12 protein-coding genes are annotated in these 17995 nt (G+C 61.5%); 8 read left to right on the forward strand and 4 right to left on the reverse strand.

Annotated elements, in window-relative coordinates; all coding sequences use genetic code 11:
- Positions 1–234: 234 nt before the first annotated feature.
- On the reverse strand, positions 235–2358 hold the full coding sequence (locus tag CQ007_RS16920; protein ID WP_256582327.1) for a 4Fe-4S binding protein: 2124 nt from the start codon (positions 2356–2358) through the stop codon (positions 235–237).
- 178 nt (positions 2359–2536) lie between these two features.
- Here CQ007_RS16920 and ercA point away from each other — a divergent pair, with 178 nt between their 5' ends.
- The 5 genes from ercA to CQ007_RS16945 all read left to right on the forward strand — a co-directional run bounded on the left by ercA (position 2537) and on the right by CQ007_RS16945 (position 10645).
- Positions 2537–3700: an alcohol dehydrogenase-like regulatory protein ErcA gene (gene ercA / locus CQ007_RS16925; protein ID WP_105647019.1), complete on the forward strand. Its 1164-nt coding sequence runs from the start codon at positions 2537–2539 to the stop codon at positions 3698–3700.
- Positions 3684–5408 (forward strand): ATP-binding protein, encoded by a 1725-nt coding sequence (locus CQ007_RS16930; protein WP_105647020.1) that lies wholly within the window; start codon positions 3684–3686, stop codon positions 5406–5408. The genes ercA and CQ007_RS16930 overlap by 17 nt, the downstream gene beginning before the upstream one ends.
- A 195-nt stretch (positions 5409–5603) precedes the next feature.
- The gene (locus tag CQ007_RS16935) at positions 5604–6779 is read left to right on the forward strand and encodes a porin (protein WP_105647021.1); all 1176 of its coding nucleotides are present in this window, start codon (positions 5604–5606) and stop codon (positions 6777–6779) included.
- Between the two features lie 139 nt (positions 6780–6918).
- Complete coding sequence (gene nosP, locus CQ007_RS16940; RefSeq protein ID WP_305888516.1) at positions 6919–8067, forward strand: nitric oxide-sensing protein NosP; 1149 nt, start codon at positions 6919–6921, stop codon at positions 8065–8067.
- Positions 8012–10645, forward strand: coding sequence for a PAS domain-containing hybrid sensor histidine kinase/response regulator (locus tag CQ007_RS16945; RefSeq protein WP_105647023.1), 2634 nt, complete (start codon positions 8012–8014; stop codon positions 10643–10645). The genes nosP and CQ007_RS16945 overlap by 56 nt, the downstream gene beginning before the upstream one ends.
- On the opposite strand, the gene CQ007_RS16950 is transcribed toward CQ007_RS16945, so the two are convergent.
- Positions 10646–11308 (reverse strand): response regulator transcription factor, encoded by a 663-nt coding sequence (locus CQ007_RS16950; protein ID WP_105647024.1) that lies wholly within the window; start codon positions 11306–11308, stop codon positions 10646–10648.
- 455 nt (positions 11309–11763) lie between these two features.
- Between CQ007_RS16950 and CQ007_RS16955 the strand changes: the two genes are divergently transcribed.
- On the forward strand, positions 11764–12423 hold the full coding sequence (locus CQ007_RS16955; RefSeq protein WP_105647025.1) for a response regulator transcription factor: 660 nt from the start codon (positions 11764–11766) through the stop codon (positions 12421–12423).
- Positions 12424–12437: 14 nt separating this feature from the next.
- Here the strand turns inward: CQ007_RS16955 and CQ007_RS16960 are convergent, their stop codons facing one another.
- A complete protein-coding gene (locus CQ007_RS16960) occupies positions 12438–13133 on the reverse strand; it encodes a pentapeptide repeat-containing protein (protein WP_105647026.1) in 696 nt (231 codons plus the stop codon).
- 76 nt (positions 13134–13209) lie between these two features.
- Positions 13210–15081, reverse strand: coding sequence for a quinoprotein ethanol dehydrogenase (gene exaA / locus CQ007_RS16965; protein WP_105647027.1), 1872 nt, complete (start codon positions 15079–15081; stop codon positions 13210–13212).
- A gap of 368 nt (positions 15082–15449) precedes the next feature.
- Between exaA and pedF the strand changes: the two genes are divergently transcribed.
- Both pedF and acs read left to right on the forward strand, forming a co-directional pair.
- Positions 15450–15887, forward strand: coding sequence for a cytochrome c-550 PedF (gene pedF, locus CQ007_RS16970; protein WP_105647028.1), 438 nt, complete (start codon positions 15450–15452; stop codon positions 15885–15887).
- Positions 15888–15931: 44 nt separating this feature from the next.
- Complete coding sequence (gene acs / locus CQ007_RS16975) at positions 15932–17893, forward strand: acetate--CoA ligase (protein ID WP_105647029.1); 1962 nt, start codon at positions 15932–15934, stop codon at positions 17891–17893.
- The last annotated feature ends 102 nt before the right edge of the window (positions 17894–17995 follow it).

Raw genomic sequence — 17995 nt, forward strand, 5'->3', positions numbered from 1 at the left:
CGACCCTCCATGGCCTTGAACGGGGATTCGAAGTCACCACCTGGAAGGCCGGGTTCCATCCCGGCCTGCGGTGTCTCCGCCGCGCCGCTGGTCGAGATGGAACTCGACCTTCCATGGCCTTGAATGGGATTCGAAGTCACCACCTGGAAGGCCGGGTTCCATCCCGGCCTGCGGTGTCTCGGGCCACCCCCCCCGGGTCGAGATGGAGCTCGATCCTCTAGCTTCCACGACGCCTCAACCCTTGTAGATCAATACCCCCGGGCCAGCCTTGCGCTGGCTTTTCTCGGCCTTCTTGCGGGCACTGATCGTGGCTACGCATTGTTGGTCGTCATGCAGGATGACGATACATTCCAGGCACTGGATGCATTCGTCATAATCGATACGTCCGTCCCGGTGTATCGCGCCGATACCGCAGTGATTTCGGCAGTGCTGGCAGGGTTGGCCGCAGGCGTCGATCCGCTTCAACCATGAGAACAGGCGGAGCTTGCCCAATATGGCCAACCCCGCACCCAGTGGGCACAGGTAGCGACAATAGAATTTGTGGATGAACAGCCCCAGGCAGAGCAGCAGCAGGGCATAGGCGACGAAGGGCCAGGTACGGATGAAGAACAGGGTGATGGAGGTCTTGAAGGGCTCCACCTCGGCCAGACGTTCAGCCAGGGTCTGGGAAAGCGGGGCGCTGACCAGCAATAGCAGCAGGATCACGTATTTGATCCATTGCAACCGGCGATGCATCGGCTCCGAAACCTTCCACTGCCGAAGACGCAGCTTCCGGGCCAGCCAGGCCGCCATTTCCTGTAGCGCGCCGAATGGACAGAGCCAGCCACAGAACAGCCCACGCCCCCAGATGAACAGGCTGGCGAAGGTGAAGCACCAGAGCACGAAGATGACCGGGTCCATCAAGAACACGGTGATATCGAAACCATCGATGATCGCCAGCAGCAGCGTCGTGATATTGACCACGGACAACTGCCCCTGGGCATAGAAACCGATGAACACCAGGGTGAACAGCAGAAAGCCTGCGCGCAGCCAGTGGAATACCTGGCTGTGGCGACTGATGCGGTGCTGGAAGGTGAAGATCAGGCTCAGCAGGACCAGCGCGGCACCCAGCAGAGCGACCTGCCACCAGCGCTCCTGCCACATGCGCAGCCACACCGGAGCCGGTGTGGCACTGGCCTCGGGATGATGGATATCGAACAGCGCCGGGTCCGGCTCGAACGGATGCTCCAGCACCAGTTGGCTTTCCACCAGGTGGTTGCGTTGCAGGTTGACGTTGAGCTGCAGTTGAGCGGGTTGCGCCGGGTTGTAGGCGGCATGGGTCTTGATGCGGAAGATGTGGCCCTGCACACCCTGCAGCGGGGTTGCCAGCGTATCCAGCAGCGCACCGTTGTCAAAGTCCAGATCATGCAGTTCGATCGCCTGGCCGTTCTGCACCAGCACCACACGACTGGGAGCCGAGGCAGGGATGAAATCCCGCGGAACGTGAGGATAGGCACCCCGGGAGAGAATCAGCAGCGCCTGTTCACCCTCACGCAGGCTGCCGTTCAGCCGAGCGAAGCCGTCATCTCCCAGCAGATTGCGCCCGGTCATCGGGGTGTTCAGATAGGCGAGGAACAGCTCGCTGAAGGGCTGGTCCGGGTCGATTCCGGGGTAATGCCCCAGGGAGTGGCCCAGTATCTGCTCGACCTCGGCCGCCTCCACGGTCCAGTGCTGGATATCACCTCGCCCCAGCAACTGCGGCCAGTCCAGAGGCTCATACAGCTCGGTATTCGGTGTCGCCAATGGGGCGCTGGTAAAGCCTTCCAGGTAGCTGCGAGCCACCGCCAGCGCCGATTGCAACACGGTTTCATTGAGGATCACCACCGATACGGTGGCCTTGCTGATGCCATCGAACTGGATGATGGACTGGCCGTCGCTCGAGTCCGGCTTGCGACCACCGACGACGACTGGCGTGCTGATCGGGTGCTGGCGGTATTGCTCCACGAATTCGAGCAGGGATTTCTCCCCCATGCCATGCAGGAATACCGGTTCGTGGTGCCCCAGTACCCTGACGCCGGCCAGCACCCCGTTGGTGTCCAGGCCGATCAGCAACCGGATCGGTTTGCCCGCGAATCCCTGCAGGCTGGAGTGGTCGGTGGACTCGAACGCATACCCCAGCAGTTCGTTCAACTGATAGACGGGATAGGCTGGTACATTGCCCTGCTTGTCATCGATTCGGGTGGCCTGGGGGAACAGTGACTGGATCGCTTCCTGGACCGGCGCAGTCGGGGGCGTATCGGCGATCAGCAGCGAACTGTGAAGCAGGCACAGCAGGGTCAGCGAGCGGAGCAGCAGATGCAGGCGGCGGGACAGCGACATGGCATGCCTCGATGGGTTGCATGGATTAACACCATGCTATCGAAGCCACCCGGCGCCGCCATGCGACTTGGGGTTCGGTGGATCACGACTTCAGTCGTAGAAACGGCTGGGCGGGGTCGGACCTGGGGCGTTTTGAGGTAATCTGTATGCCCCACAATAATAAAGTCGATCCTTGCCCATGTCTTACGATATCAGCCAACTGCGCAAATTCGTCACGCCCGAGATCATCTTCGGTGCCGGCTCCCGCAAAACGGTGGCCAACTACGTCAACACCTTTGCCGCCCGCAAGGTGCTATTGGTTTCCGACCCCGGCGTGGTGGCAGCGGGCTGGGTCGCTGATGTGGAGGAAAGCCTGCGGCAGCAAGGCGTGGATTATGTGCTGTATACCCAGGTCTCGGCCAATCCGCGGGTGGAGGAGGTGATGCAGGGGGCCGAGATGTACCGTGCCTCCAGCTGTGATGCGATCGTTGGTATCGGTGGTGGCAGCCCGATGGATTGCGCCAAGGCGATCGGCATCGTGGCCACCAATGGCGGGCATATCCTGGATTTCGAAGGGGTCGATACCATACGCGCCCCGGTTCCGCCGGTGATCCTGATTCCGACCACGGCGGGTACCTCGGCGGATGTATCGCAGTTCGTGATCATTTCCAACCAGCAGGACAAGGTCAAATTCTCGATCATCAGCAAGGCGGTGGTGCCGGATGTGGCGTTGATCGATCCCGAGGTCACCGCCACCATGGACCCGTTCCTGTCAGCCTGCACCGGGGTCGATGCGCTGGTGCATGCGATCGAGGCCTTCGTCTCCACCGGCAGCGGCCCGATGACCGATGCCCACGCCCTGGAAGCCATGCGGCTGATCAACGGCAACCTGGTGGCGATGATCCAGCAACCGGATGATATCCAGCTGCGCGAGAAAATCATGCTCGGCAGCCTGCAGGCCGGGCTGGCATTCTCCAATGCCATTCTGGGGGCGGTACATGCCATGTCGCACAGCCTCGGCGGCTATCTGGATCTGCCCCATGGCCTGTGCAATGCCATCCTGATGGAGCATGTGGTGGCTTTCAACTACGATGCCGCCCCGGATCGTTTCAAGGTAATTGCCCAGACCCTGGGTATCGATATCCGCGGCCTGTCCAACCAGCAGGTGCGCCAGCGACTGGTGCAACACCTGATCGAATTCAAGCAGGCGGTGGGCTTCCAGCAGACCCTGGGCATGCACGGGGTGGGGGTCAGTGATCTACCGATGCTGTCGATCCATGCCATGGATGACCCCTGTATCCTGACCAACCCGCGCGAATCCAGCCTCAGGGACGTTGAAGTCGTTTATGCCGAAGCCCTCTGACCCTCGTCGCGATATGCTGACCGGCCTGCTTGGGCTGGGCCTGCAATCGTCACGCAAAAGTTACTACCCGGAGCTGATGGGCCGTCTGGAAGAGCTGGAGACGGAGCGCAATCGCTACAAGTGGCTGTTCGAGAATGCCGTGCACGGTATTTTTCAGGCTGACCTGGAGCATGGCATTCGAGCCGCCAACCCCTCGCTGGTGCGGATGCTTGGCTATCCCTCGACCGAGGCCGTGCTGGCGGCAGCCACCGAGCTGAAGGACAGTTTCTTCGTTGGCGGACCGGCGGAGTTTGCCGAGGTATGCCGCAAGTTGCAGCTATCGGGGGAACTGATCGGTTATGAGACCCGGCTCAGACGCCTGGACCAGGGCGAACTGGATGTGCGCATGAACCTGCTGCTCAAGCAGGAGGCAGGGCGGACCCTGGTGGAAGGTTTCGTGGCCGATATCACCGGTCGCAAACAGGCCGAGCGGGCGATGCAGCAGCTCAACGAGCAACTCGAGCAACGGGTGCATGAGCGCACCCTGGAACTGGAAAACCTCAATGACAGCCTGCGCCGCGAGATCATCGAGCGCGAGCGGGTGCAATGGGCCCTGCGTGATGCCAGGGATGCCGCCGAGCTGGCCAACCGCAACAAGGATCACTATCTGGCGGCGGTCAGCCATGACCTGCTGCAGCCCTTGAACGCCGCACGGCTGCTCATGGCCACCCTGCGTGAGCGTGCTCTGCCGGCATCGGAGGCGCAACTGGTCGAGCGCTCCCATGCTGCGCTGGAAAGTGCGGAGGACATCCTCAGCGACCTGCTCGACATCGCCCGGCTGGATCACGGCAATGTTCCCCTGGACCTGGGCAACCACACCCTGGCGGAGGTCATCGACCCGCTGTTGAGCGAGTTCCAGGGGCTGATCGAGGCCAGCGGTCTGCAGGTGCGGACCAGGCTCGGGCGCTGGGCCGTACGGACTGACTACCGCATGCTCAGTCGAATCATGCGCAATCTGCTCAGTAATGCCATTCGCTATACGCCGACGGGGCGGATACTGATCGGTTGCCGGCGTCGGGGTGATCTGCTGACCGTCCAGGTGTGGGACACCGGCCTGGGCATTCCCCGCGAGCGTTTCGATGACATATTCCGGGAATTCAACCAACTGCATGGCGACCGGGTCGGGCCGCGCAAGGGCGCCGGGCTGGGGCTGGCCATCGTTGAACGTATCGCCCGGCTGCTCGAAGCACCTCTGCAACTGCACTCGGTGGTCGGTGCCGGCTCCATGTTCAGCGTCACGCTGCCGCTGGCCAGCGGCAACGCATCGACTCCGACGGACACCCTGCTGGAACAGCTCAGCGCTCCATTGCAGGGCAGGCATCTGCTGGTGATCGACAACGACACGATGATTCTCTCCAGCATGCAGGGGCTGCTTGAACAATGGGGAGCCCAGGTGCAGGTCGCGGTGGATCTGCCGGGGGCTCTGACCACGCTGGATGACCGGCGCCCCGACGCCATTCTGGTCGATTACCATCTCGATGCGGGCCAGACCGGTTGTGATGCGGTGAGCCTGTTGCGTGAGCATTTCCAGTGGCAGATACCCGCCATCATGATCACCGCCGATCGCAGCGAACACAGCCGGCAGCGGCTGCGTGATCTGGGCATACCGGTGCTGAACAAGCCGATCAAGGCGGGCAAGCTCAGAGCCATGCTGGGGCAGGTGCTGTGATGTGCCGCCTGCCGTGGCTGATCATCCCAAGGTAGCAATCGACCCGCTGCTTTGGCAGCAGGTCACCACCCCTTGGTACCCACAACCAAAGCCCGGTGTTTTCAGCTCCTTGGCAGAATAGGGTTGTTGATTCCGCTTTCCGATAATCCGCTGGACGCTCAGTTTCGTCAGCCACTGATTCCATCGGAGAGCACAATGAACAACAACAAAACCGCCTATCCTCTACTGACTGCACTGGCCGCCGCCATGCTCAGCGCCCAGGCCTCGGCAGCCATTACCCTGTATGACCAGGATGACACCAGCTTCTCGGTCGATGGTTATTTCAATGCCTTCTATGTGCACAACAAGGTCGACCACCTCGATCCTGATCTGGACCGCAACCAATCCCGGGTGAAGATGGGCTTCCTGCCCAACTACATCGGCTTCAATGTCGACAAGAAATTCGACAACCTGACCCTCGGCGGCCGTTCGTCATTCTGGGTCACCATCAATGACAGCGAGGACAATGCCACCAGTACCGGTATCGATGTGCGCCAGTTCTACGGTACCGTTTCCGGCAGCTGGGGTGAGGTGCTGTTCGGCAAGGACTTCGGTCTGTTCGGCCGCTCCAACATCATGCTCGACGAGTTCCTCACCGCCTACGGTCAGTCCAGCGACACACTCGGGCTGGTCGACGGCGGCGGGGTATCCTTTGGCAATATCGGCACCGGCTATCCCTATCCATTCCCCACCTCCCAGATCACCTATCGCTCGCCAGTGATGAACGGCTTCCGGGCCGCAGTGGGCATCATGGACCCGGTCGACGGTCATCTGGTGGACGACAACGGGGTGCAGACCGGCAAGGATTACCAGGACAGTCCGCGTTTCGAGAGCGAACTCACCTATCAGTTCGAGCTGGGTGGCGCGCAACTGCATACCTGGCTCAACGGCATGTACCAGGAGGCGCAGAATACCGGGGCCGGTGTCGACTCGGTGAAATCCCGCGGGCTGGGCTATGGGGTGCAGGCCAGGTTGGGCCAGCTTTCGCTGACCGGATCCGGCTTCGATGCCGAGGGCATCAACCCGTTCTTCACCAACAACGCGACCCAGGCCACGCTGCGTGAGAGCGACAGCCAGGGCTATCTGCTCCAGGGGTCCTACACCTTCAACAAGACCCGGTTGGCACTGTCCTATGGCAAGACCCGGGATGATGGCAACGGACTGGGCTACCAGGCGGACTTCAAGACCAGCGGGGTTGGCCTGTTCCACAGCATCAATGACAACCTGACGCTGGTCGCCGAGTACAACCGCTTCGACCTGAAAAACCGGGATGCCGGTGACCGGGTGGAGAAAACCGACACCCTCGCTCTGGGCGTGGCCCTGGGCTGGTAATCCCTGATGTCCAATAACAGGGCCGGGCAATAAGCCGGCCCTCATCCTTAAGCACTATCGGCTTGCTACTCAAGCAGCATGGGGCAGGGCCCGGTGGCTCAATAGAATCTCGTCATGGCCATCGTGCAGAGAGGTATCCATGCAACAGATACTGGCAGATTGTTTCCGAACCGCCATGACCGATGTTGCCGACCCGGAGCTGGCGGCTCAGAGCCTGGCCCGCCAGCTGCTTCATCCACATCTCGGGTTTGTGCTGTTCTTCTGCTCCGCCCACTATCCGCTCGACAGGTTGGGGGCGGCACTGGAGCAACACTTCGGTGGGGTAATGCTGGTCGGTTGTACCAGTGCCGGGGAAATCACCCCGCAAGGCTATGGCCGGGGTTGCATCAGCGCCGTTGGCTTCGACTGCCGCGCCTTCGCCATTGACAGCACGCTAATCAGTGCGCTGGATAGTTTCAGCCTGGTGGATGCCCAGGCCTCGGTCGAGAAGATGCTCAACCATTGCCGGCACGCGCTACTGGCACCGATCAAGGAGCACACCTTTGCCCTGACCCTGCTTGACGGTCTCTCCAGCCGTGAGGAGGTGGTGCTGGCCACCTTGAGCGCGGCGTTGGGGAGCATTCCGCATTTCGGCGGGTCGGCTGGCGGGGACGATCATCAGGGGCACACCTACGTCTACTACCAGGGGGTATTCCACTCCGGGGCGGCGATCGTGGTGATGATCAACACCTGGCTCGATTTCGAAGTCTTTACCACCCACAACCTGCAGGCCAAGGCCGAGAAACTGGTGGTGACCGCCGCCGACAATGACAGCCGGACCGTGCTGGAACTCAATGCCGAGCCTGCCGCCCAGGAGTATGCACGTCTGGTCGGCGTGCCTGTCGATCAGTTGAGCACCGCGACCTTCGCCCTGAACGCACTGGCGGTGCGTATCCGCGACCAGTTCTATGTACGCTCCATTCAACGGGTCAATGCCGATGGCAGCCTGACCTTCTATTGCGCGGTGGATACCGGCATCGTGCTGACCGCGATGGCCTCGCGGCCACTGTTGCCGGATCTGCAGAAACAGATGGCGCAGCTGCGCCAGCGCCTGGGCGAGCCGGTGCTGATCATCGCCTGCGATTGCGTGTTGCGCCGGCTGGAAGCGGAGCTGCTGGAGCAGGATGCCGAGCTGGCAGCCTATATGGCCGGTAACGCGGTGCTGGGGTTCAATACCTACGGCGAGCAGTTCAATGGCATGCATATCAACCAGACCTTCACCGGGGTGGCCTTTGCCTATCCACGCTGAGCTGACGGCCCAGACCGATCGCGATGAGTTGCTGGCCCTGCGTGCAGCCAACAACAAGTTGCGGCGGATCAATGCGGCGCTGATCGAACGGGTCGAGTCGATCGCCAATCCGCGTACCGAAAGTTACGCCGCTTTCCAGCATTCGGTGGAACTGGCCGAGCAGGTGCGTGAACGTACCCAGGCGCTGAACGAGACCATGGCCGAGCTGCAGGCCAGCAATCGCCTGCTCAACGAGGCGCGAGCCAGGGCGGAAACAGCCCGGCACCATCTGGCTGATGCCATCGAAAGCATGAACGACGGGGTGGTGCTGTTCGACAAGGACAGACGCATCGTGCTGTTCAACAGCCACTACGCGCGCTTCTGGGAGGGCACCCGGGTGCGGGTGCGTGAGGGCGTGCGACTGGAGGAACTCAAGCGTCTGGCTGCCGCTAGCGGCCTGGTGATGGACATGGAAGCCGGTGCCGATGGGCACATGCTGTATCGCATGCGCAACAAGCGCTGGGTCCAGGTCAGCGAGCGGCCGACCCGGGAAGGCGGCCTGGTCATCATCTATACCGATATCACCGACCTGAAAAATTCTGAAACGGCCCGCCGGGAGCAGGCCCTGGCGCAGAAGACACGCCTGCTGCAGCGTACCGTGGACAGCCTGTCCCAGGGGGTTGCGGTGGTGAACGAGGAGGGCGGGCTGGAGCTGTGGAACTACCGTTTCCTGGAGCTGGCCGGGCTGGCCCCGGTCAGACCGCACCGGCCCTTTGCCGAAGTGCTGGAAGACAGCGAGCTGGACCTGTTCACGCCGTACAGTCACAGCGCCGCAGGGCAGCCCCAGTTGACCTGCGAACAGCGACTCGGCAATGGCCGGGTGCTGGAGATGCGCAGCCATCCCATGCCGGCGGGCGGTTTCGTCAACACCTACACCGACATCACCGAGCGCGACCTGTATGCCAAGGCGCTGCTGGAAAGCGAGCGCTGGGTACGCCTGATCACCGACCACCTACCGGCCATGATCGCCTATGTGGAACAGGATCTGACCTACCAGTTCACCAACAAGGTATATGACGAGTGGTACGGCTGGCAGCGTGGCAATATTCTCGGCCAAAGCATGATGCATGTGCATAACGCAGAGCAGTTCACCCGGTTGGAGCCCTATATAGAACGGGCCTTCAATGGTGAAAGCGTGAGCTTCGAGTTTGCCGAATGCAGCCTCAATGGGGATGAGCGCTACCTGCTGCGCTCCTATGTGCCCAACCGAGACCCGAATGGCGAGGTCACCGGGCTGTTCGTCCTGATCCGGGATGTCACCGAGCGTCGGCGCAGCGCCGAAGCGCTGCACCAGGCGTACCAGCACCTGGAGCAGCGGGTCAGGGAACGAACCCGGGAACTGACCAGCCTGAACGACCAACTGCGCCAGGAAATCAACGAACGGGCCCAGGCGGAGGCGCGACTGCGCGAGGCCAAGCATGAAGCTGAGCAGGCCAACCTGTCGAAGACCAAGTTTCTCGCAGCCGTCAGTCATGATCTGCTGCAGCCGTTGAACGCCGCGCGCCTGTTCACCGGTGCCTTGCTGGAGCAGCCGGTACCGCCGCCCAGCGGCGCGCTCGCCAGGCAGATCAACCAGTCGCTGGAAGATGTCGAGAACCTGCTCGGTACGCTGGTGGATATTTCCAAGCTGGATGCCGGGGTGATCAGGCCGGATGTCAGCTCCTTCAACATTGCCGAGCTGCTGGATAATCTGGCCAATGAGTACCGGCAGGTATGCGCCAGCCAGCAACTGCAGTTTCGTTTTGCCGGCAGCCAGTGCGTGGTGCACAGCGATATCCAGTTGCTGGCACGGATTCTGCGCAACTTCCTGACCAATGCGGTCCGCTACACGCAGAACGGCCGGATTCTGCTGGGGTGTCGCCGCCATGCCCACGGGCTGCGCATAGAGGTCTGGGATACCGGCATGGGGATCGCCGAGGACAAGCTGGAAGAGATCTTCCAGGAATTCAAACGCATTCAGCCTGCCACCCAGGCCCGGGACCAGGGTCTGGGGCTGGGCCTGGCCATCGCGGAAAAGGTCGCGCGCATGCTCGGCCATCGGATCCGCGTCCGCTCGGTAGAAGGCAAGGGGTCGGTGTTCTCCGTGGATATTCCCTATGGCAGGCGTAGCCCGGTACCGAACACCGCGGCATCGATTCCGGCGAGCATCGGCCAGCATCTGCGCGGTGCGCGCATCTGGGTAGTGGATAATGACCCATCAATCTGTGCGGCCATGCGCACCTTGCTGGAGAACTGGGGCTGTGAGGTGATCACGGCGCTGTCGGCTGATGATCTGGCCAGCCAGGTGGACGGGTTCCGTGCTGCAGCCGACCTGCTGCTGGCCGACTATCACCTGGATCACGGTGCCAATGGGGTGGATGTCGCGGCCGCGATCAACGCCCGCCGCGGTACACCGCTGCCGGTGCTGCTGATCACCGCCAATTACAGCAACGAGTTGAAGCAGCAGGTGCGCGAGCTGGGGCACATGCTCATGCACAAGCCCGTCAAGCCAATGAAGCTGAAGGCTGCCATGAGCCACATACTGGCCCAGCCAGGTTGATCAGCGCCGCAGATAGGCGCTGAAATCCACATCGACGGCGGACAGAATGGCCTGTACCCGGTTGCTGACATGCAGCTTGCGCAGGATGGCGGAAACATGCGCCTTGACTGTGGTTTCGGCAATATCCAGATGATAGGCGATCTGCTTGTTCGACTCGCCCTTGGCCATGCGTTCCAGGACCAGCAGCTGCTTGCGGGTCAGGGCATACAGCAGCTCCGGCGACAGTGGTGCCTCGTCAGGTGTACGTCGGGTGATGGTGCGATTGGAGCGGATGACATCCGAGGGCAGGTAGACATCACCAGCCAGAATCTGCACGATGGCCTCGGTCATCTGCGCCCTTGGTGAAGATTTGGTGATGAACCCCACGGCGCCATAGGTGATCGCCTGCAACACGACCTGTTTGTCTTCCTCCGCCGATACGATCACCACCGGAATCGACGGCGACTCGTTGCGCAGAGTGATCAGTCCGTTCAGCCCATGCATTCCGGGCATGTTCAGATCCAGCAGGATCAGGTCCAGATCATCATGTTCCCTGGCAATGCCCAGGGCACTGTCCAGGTCCGAGGTTTCCAGCAGTTCGGAGCCGGGAAAACCGGCTGCAACCACGTTGCAGATAGCTTCACGGAACAGAGGGTGGTCGTCGGCTATCAGTATTTTGTACATGACCTGCTCCAGGCTGTTCTTGTTATCGACTGCCAGCCATTGTGCTCGCAGTGTTTATTATATGTCCGGCATTACACCCTGTGACGGGGTACTTTCAAATAGTACATTGGCATCAGAGCTTACAACCAAAGTAGTAGATGGCAACGGAAAACCCCGCCGTACCTTGCCAACAAGTAGCGCTCAGGAAGTACCAAGGTAGCATTCAAGTGCGGTGCCCAGGCCTTAGGATGGACGTATGTCGGCAGTGCCGTACCGGTGGGTTGCTTCACCGCTTTGCGGTTCGCAATGACGAGGGAGAGTGGTTGGGGCTATGCCACCTCCGTGGCTCCCCAGCTGTCATTGCGAGCCCGCAGGGCGTGGCAATCCACGGCGCTGGCCATCCAGCGCACCGAGCTTGTGGGCTGCCGTCTCCTGCTGGTAATAGCGGAGTGGAATGTTTAATGGGAGGTCGGGGCATGCATATCCTGTTATTGGACGATCACTTCATTGTCAGGCAGGGCTATCGCAGCCTGCTCGCGGCACAGCATCCACAGGCTGGCATCCTGGAAGCGGGCAGTGGTGAGGAAGCACTCACGGCCGTCCAGCAGCAGGTGCCGGACCTGGTGATCCTGGAGGTCAGCCTGCCCGGCATCAGTGGTATCGAAACCGCTCGCCGTCTGCTGCAGCGCTGGCCGCTGCTGCGTATCCTGTTCTTCAGCATGCACGACGAACTGCCGCTGGTGCGCCAGGCACTGGCGGTCGGCGCCATGGGTTTCATAACCAAGGGGGCAGGGCGGGAAGTACTGCTCGAGGCGGTGAAGCGCTGCCTGACCGGCCATCGCTACATCGAGCAGGAGCTGGCCATCCAGCTTGCCTGTTCGGCGGACGACAGCAGGCTCGACCCGCGTCTGGAGTGCATGACGCCCCGCGAGTTCGAGATCTTCGTCATGCTCTCCAAAGGCCTTGCTCCACGCCAGATCGCCCATCACCTCTGCCTGAGCAGCAAGACCATTTCCAATAACCTGACCATGCTGAAACAGAAACTCGATGTCACCTCGTTGGCCGAGCTGGTTCATCTGGCCATCGATACCGGCGTGATCCGCATGCACGGTCTGATCGGTCGGCAGCTAAGCTGAACCTGCCGACAGCCTCATTGTGCCTGGGGACTGAGGTGGGCTTCCCAGTCTACCGGGCAGTCGATGCAGTTGGTCATGTGCATATTCAGGTAGGTGCCATAGTGCAGGCGGGTGCCGGTCATGGTCGCTGACTCCAGGTTGGCGTGGTTCATTTTCGACTCCTGCAGATTGGCATCGCTCAGATCGGCACCCTTGAGATCGGCCTTGGGCAGCCAGGCCATCTCCAGATTGGCGGCACGCAACACCACATCATGCATGCGGGCTGCACTGAAGCGGGCGAACTCCAGATTGGCTCCGGTGAAGTCAGCCTGCCGGAACTCGCCGCCCTGGGCATTCAGGTTCCATGCCTGGACCGCGACAAAGCTGCTGCCGATGGCGCTGGCACCGCGCATGGCGGTTTGTTGCAGACTGGCACGGTTGAAATTGGCGCCGTCGAGTCTGGCATTATCCAGTTTGGCCTGGTCCAGCTTGGCGTGGCGCAGATCGGCACCGCGCAGATCGGCGCCGGTGAGGTCAGCCTTGCTCAGATCCTTGTGGCGCAGATCGGCCTGGCGCAGATCCACACCGGGGCAGGAGGTGCCGCGCACCAAGGCGCAGCCATTGATGGTAACGACATCTTCATCGGCAACATCCGCCACCTGGGCTTGCAGCGCGAGGCTGCATGTTGCCAGACCGGACATCAGCAGCATGCGGGGAATCAAAGGATTCATGGTCCGTACCTCTGTCGGTGATTCATGCAGTTGCGCCAGGCTGGGCCTGGCGCAACGTCGGTTACCGCGATAGTGCTCAGCGCTTGGCTGTCTGCTGTTCCCAGGACGGGAGCTTGAACACCCAGAAGGAACCACCCTGGGCGACCGGCTTGGTCAGCTCGGCCATGTCGCCACCCCACAGCGGAACCGCGCCGCCGTAGCCGGTGGTAACGCCGATGTACTGCTCACCATCCTGTTCCCAGGTGATCGGCGGGGAAATGATCCCGGTGCCGGTCTGGAATTTCCACAGCTCCTTGCCGGTCTTGGCATCGAACGCCTTGAAGTAGCCATCGCCGGTGCCGGTGAACACCAGGTTGCCCGCGGTCGCCAGGACGCCTGCCCACAGCGGCAGCGGTTCCTTGTGCTCCCATTCCACCTTACCGGTGGTCGGGTTCATCGCCCGCAGGATGCCGACGTGGTCGTCATACAGACGCTTGATGCGGAAACCCATGCCCAGGTAGGCCGAGCCCTTGTTGTAGCTGACTTCCTCGGTCCAGTAGTCTTCCTTCCAGTGGTTGGCGGGAACATAGAACAGACCGGTGTCCTTGCTGTAGGCCATCGGGTTCCAGTTCTTGCCACCAAGGAAGGGCGGCGATACCTCGACCGCTTCGCTGCGCTCCTGGCCCGGCTGCAGGCGTGGCGGGCGCTGGCCTTCGTTTTCCACCGGACGGCCGGTCTCCAGATCGATATGGCTGGCCCAGGTGATGTTGTCGACGAACGGGAAGGCGTTGGTCAGCTTGCCGTTATTGCGGTCGACCACATAGAAGAAGCCGTTGCGGTCGGCGTGGGCGGTGGCCTTGACGGTCTTGCCTGACTGGTCCTTGTAGTCGAACAGCACCAGCTCGTTGTTGCCGGAGAAGTCCCAGGCATCGTTGGGGGTATGCTGGTAGAACCACTTCACCTCGCCGGTGGTCGGGTCCACGGCGACCTGGCCACTGGTGTAGAGGCTGTCATAGTCAGCCGGGTTGCCGTCCTTGGAGGTCCGCGCCCAGCCATTCCACGGCGCGGGGTTGCCGGCACCAACGATGATGGTATTGGTTTCCGGGTCGAAGCTCGCACTTTGCCAGGGCGCACCGCCACCCTGGCTCCAGGCTTCGACCTTGCCGGTGGGGGAGTTCGGATCGTCCGGCCAGGAGGGCGCCTTGATATCACCGGTGGGCGTGCTGTCCTTGCCGTTCAGACGGCCCATGTGGCCTTCGACGAAGGGCCGCATCCAGATTTCCTCGCCGGTATCGGGATCACGGGCAAACAGCTTGCCGACCACGCCGAACTCGTCACCGGAGGAGCCGTGGATCAGCAGCGTCTTGCCGGTTTTCTGGTCCTTGACGATGGTCGGAGCGCCGGTCATGGTGTAGCCGGCACGGTGATCACCGAACTTCTCCCGCCAGACCACCTTTCCGGTGTCCTTGTTCAGTGCCACGACTCCGGCATCCAGGGTGCCGAAGAATACCTTGTCGCCATAGATCGCCGCGCCGCGGTTGACCACGTCACAGCAGGGGCGGATGTCGTCCGGCAGGCGATGGGAATAGCTCCACAGACGTTTGCCGGTCTTGGCATCCAGGGCGAACATGCGTGAATACGAACCGGTGACATAGATCACGCCGTCGTGCACCAGCGCCTGGGATTCCTGCCCGCGCTGCTTCTCATCGCCGAACGAGAACGACCAGGCCGGAGTCAGCTTGAAGACGTTCTGGTCGTTCACCAGGCTCAGCGGGCTGTAGCGCTGGGCGTTGTTGCCCATGCCGTACATCAGTACGTCGTGGGTGGTGGTGTGATCGTTGGCGATATCGTCCCAAGTGACTGGCTTGGCCGCCACGTGGGATGCGCTCAGGGCAAGTCCAGCCGTGAGGATAAGGTATCTCACAGCCCGGGCTGCAGGCCTCATGGCAGGAAGTGTTTTTGTTGTCATGGCAGTGTTCCTTGTTGTTGGAAGAGGGCAGCATTGCTGGTCCACGCCAACATCTTGGTCAGGGCAGGGAAGGGGCGAAACGGAAAATAACCCGTAGTTGGCGGGAAATAGTCCCTTGCGGATGCTCCTTGGGATGCCTACCGGAGAACCGCTACTTCAGGAGGAGAGAAACGCTGCTTTGGCATCTGTGATCAGCTGAATGCGCCGCGCCATGGCCCGCCGGCGGGGGCTCTCGCCCATGTACCTACTACCAAGGAAGCATCCCCCGACCACCAAAGCAGCATTGGGAGCTTCTCGCTACCTTCCTACCATTTCTGCCGACAGCCGAATAAAAACCATCCGTATCACACGGCCGCGAGGTAAGCAGGATGACACAGTACAAGAAAACACTGAAATTGGCCGCCATCAGCCTGGTGCTGGTAGCCGGCCAGGTCTGGGCGCATGGCAACGTAACGCCGCAAGCCGTCGACACCAAGGGCCTCGACAAGCTCGGAGAGGAGTGGCTGGAGTCCAACCCTTACCGTGAAGGTCATCCGCAATACGAGACCGCCGTGACCATCGGCGCTTCCGCCTATAACCAGAACTGTGCCGCCTGCCACGGCCTCGACGGCATCTCCGGGGGCATCAATCCGGACCTGCGCTATCTGGAGACCGGCGACTACGGCGATGAATGGTACAAGGAACGGGTGGTCAACGGCGCCGTGCGTGATGGCCGGGTGTACATGCCGAAGATGGCCGACTTCCTCAGCCAGGAAGCGCTCTGGGCCATCCGTGCCTGGCTGGAAACCGTTGCCATTGAGCAATAGCCACGCGGGCCCATGAGATTTCCAATACATTACCGAGGTATCCAATGAGCGCCGACCATCTGTATCCCGTTCCGCCAGCCGTGGCCCAGCACGCCCATATCGATGAGCCCCGTTATCAGGCGCTGTACCAGGCATCGATCTCCCACCCCGAACAGTTCTGGGCGGAACAAGCCAAGCGCATTGACTGGATGACCGCATTCTCGCAGGTCAAGCAGACCTCGTTCGATACCGAGCAGTTCGGTATCCAGTGGTTTACCGGTGGCCAGCTCAACGTGTCGGCCAACTGCCTGGACCGCCACCTGGCTGAGCGCGCGGAGCAGACCGCGATCATCTGGGAAGCGGATGAGCCAGGCTCCGCGATACATATCAGCTACCGGGAACTGCACGCACAGGTGTGCCGTTTCGCCAACGTGCTGAAGCAACAGGGTGTCGTCCAGGGCGATGTGGTTACCCTGTACATGCCGATGATTCCCGAAGTCGTTATTGCCATGCTGGCCTGCACGCGCATTGGTGCGATTCATTCGGTGGTCTTCGGCGGGTTCTCTCCCGAGGCGCTGAGCAGCCGAATCGGGGACTGCGGCTCAAGGATAGTCGTCACCGCCGATGAAGGCTGCCGGGCAGGGCGGCGCATTCCATTGAAGGCGAATGTCGATGCGGCAATCGAGCTGCTGGGTGATCGCTCGGTCAACCGGGTGATCGTGGTCCGTCATACGGGTGCGGACGTTGCCTGGGATGCGCGACGGGACCATGACTATGACCAGTTGATGTCCAGAGCCGAGGCACACTGCCCACCCCTGGCGATGGATAGCGAAGCGCCGCTGTTCATTCTTTACACCTCGGGGTCCACCGGTCAGCCCAAGGGTATCGTGCATACCACTGCGGGCTATCTTCTGTACGCCGCGCTCACCCACGAGACGGTTTTCGATTACCAGCCCGGCGAGACCTACTGGTGCACTGCAGATGTGGGCTGGATCACCGGGCACAGCTATATGGTCTATGGGCCGCTGGCCAACGGCTGCACCAGCGTGATGTACGAAGGTGTGCCCAATTACCCGGATATCACCCGTATGGCGCAGATCATCGATAGCCACAAGGTCAATATCCTGTACACGGCACCTACCGCCATCCGCGCCATGATGGCCCAGGGCGATGCTGCCGTGCAGGGTGCCGACGGCAGCAGTCTGCGGATACTTGGCTCGGCTGGCGAACCGATCAACCCCGAAGCCTGGAACTGGTTCCACCAGACTGTCGGCCAGGGCCGCTGCCCGATTGTCGATACCTGGTGGCAGACCGAGACGGGCGGCATCATGGTCACGCCATTACCCGGCGCCACGGCGCTCAAGCCCGGCTCGGCCACTCGTCCGTTCTTTGGCGTCCGGCCTGCTCTGGTGGACAATGAAGGCCAACTGCTGGAAGGCGAAGCCGAAGGCAACCTGGTACTGCTCGACTCCTGGCCGGGCCAGGCCAGATCCATTCATGGTGATCATTCGCGTTTTATCGAAACCTATTTCAGCACATTCAAAGGCGTTTACTTCACAGGGGACGGTGCCCGGCGTGATGCCGATGGCTACTACTGGATCACCGGCCGGGTGGATGACGTACTGAACGTATCGGGGCACCGTATGGGCACCGCCGAGATCGAAAGCGCCCTGGTTGCGCATCAGCAGGTGGCCGAGGCGGCGGTGGTGGGCGTTGCGCATGATATCAAAGGGCAGGGGATCTACGCCTACGTCACCCTGAATGCGGACGTGCAGCCCAGCGAATCACTACGCATTGAACTGATTCAGTGGGTACGCCGCGAAATCGGCCCGATCGCCACACCGGACTGCATTCACTGGACCAGTGGCCTGCCGAAAACCCGCTCGGGGAAAATCATGCGACGCATCCTGCGCAAGATAGCAGCGGCTGAATATGAGGGGCTGGGCGACCTGTCCACCTTGGCTGATCCGGCAGTGGTTGACCACCTGATCAATGAGCATCGTCGCATCAGCGCTGTGGCAAGCTGAAGTATCAGCCCCGGGATGCTGGGTCAGGTCCTGGGGTTCCATGTTGGACGCGGTTTCTTTCGAGCAATAGAGGAGAACGATCAGAGCCTGGCAGGCTCCTAT

The organism is Pseudomonas sp. MYb185 (genome assembly GCF_002979975.1).
Classification (GTDB): Bacteria; Pseudomonadota; Gammaproteobacteria; order Pseudomonadales; family Pseudomonadaceae; genus Halopseudomonas.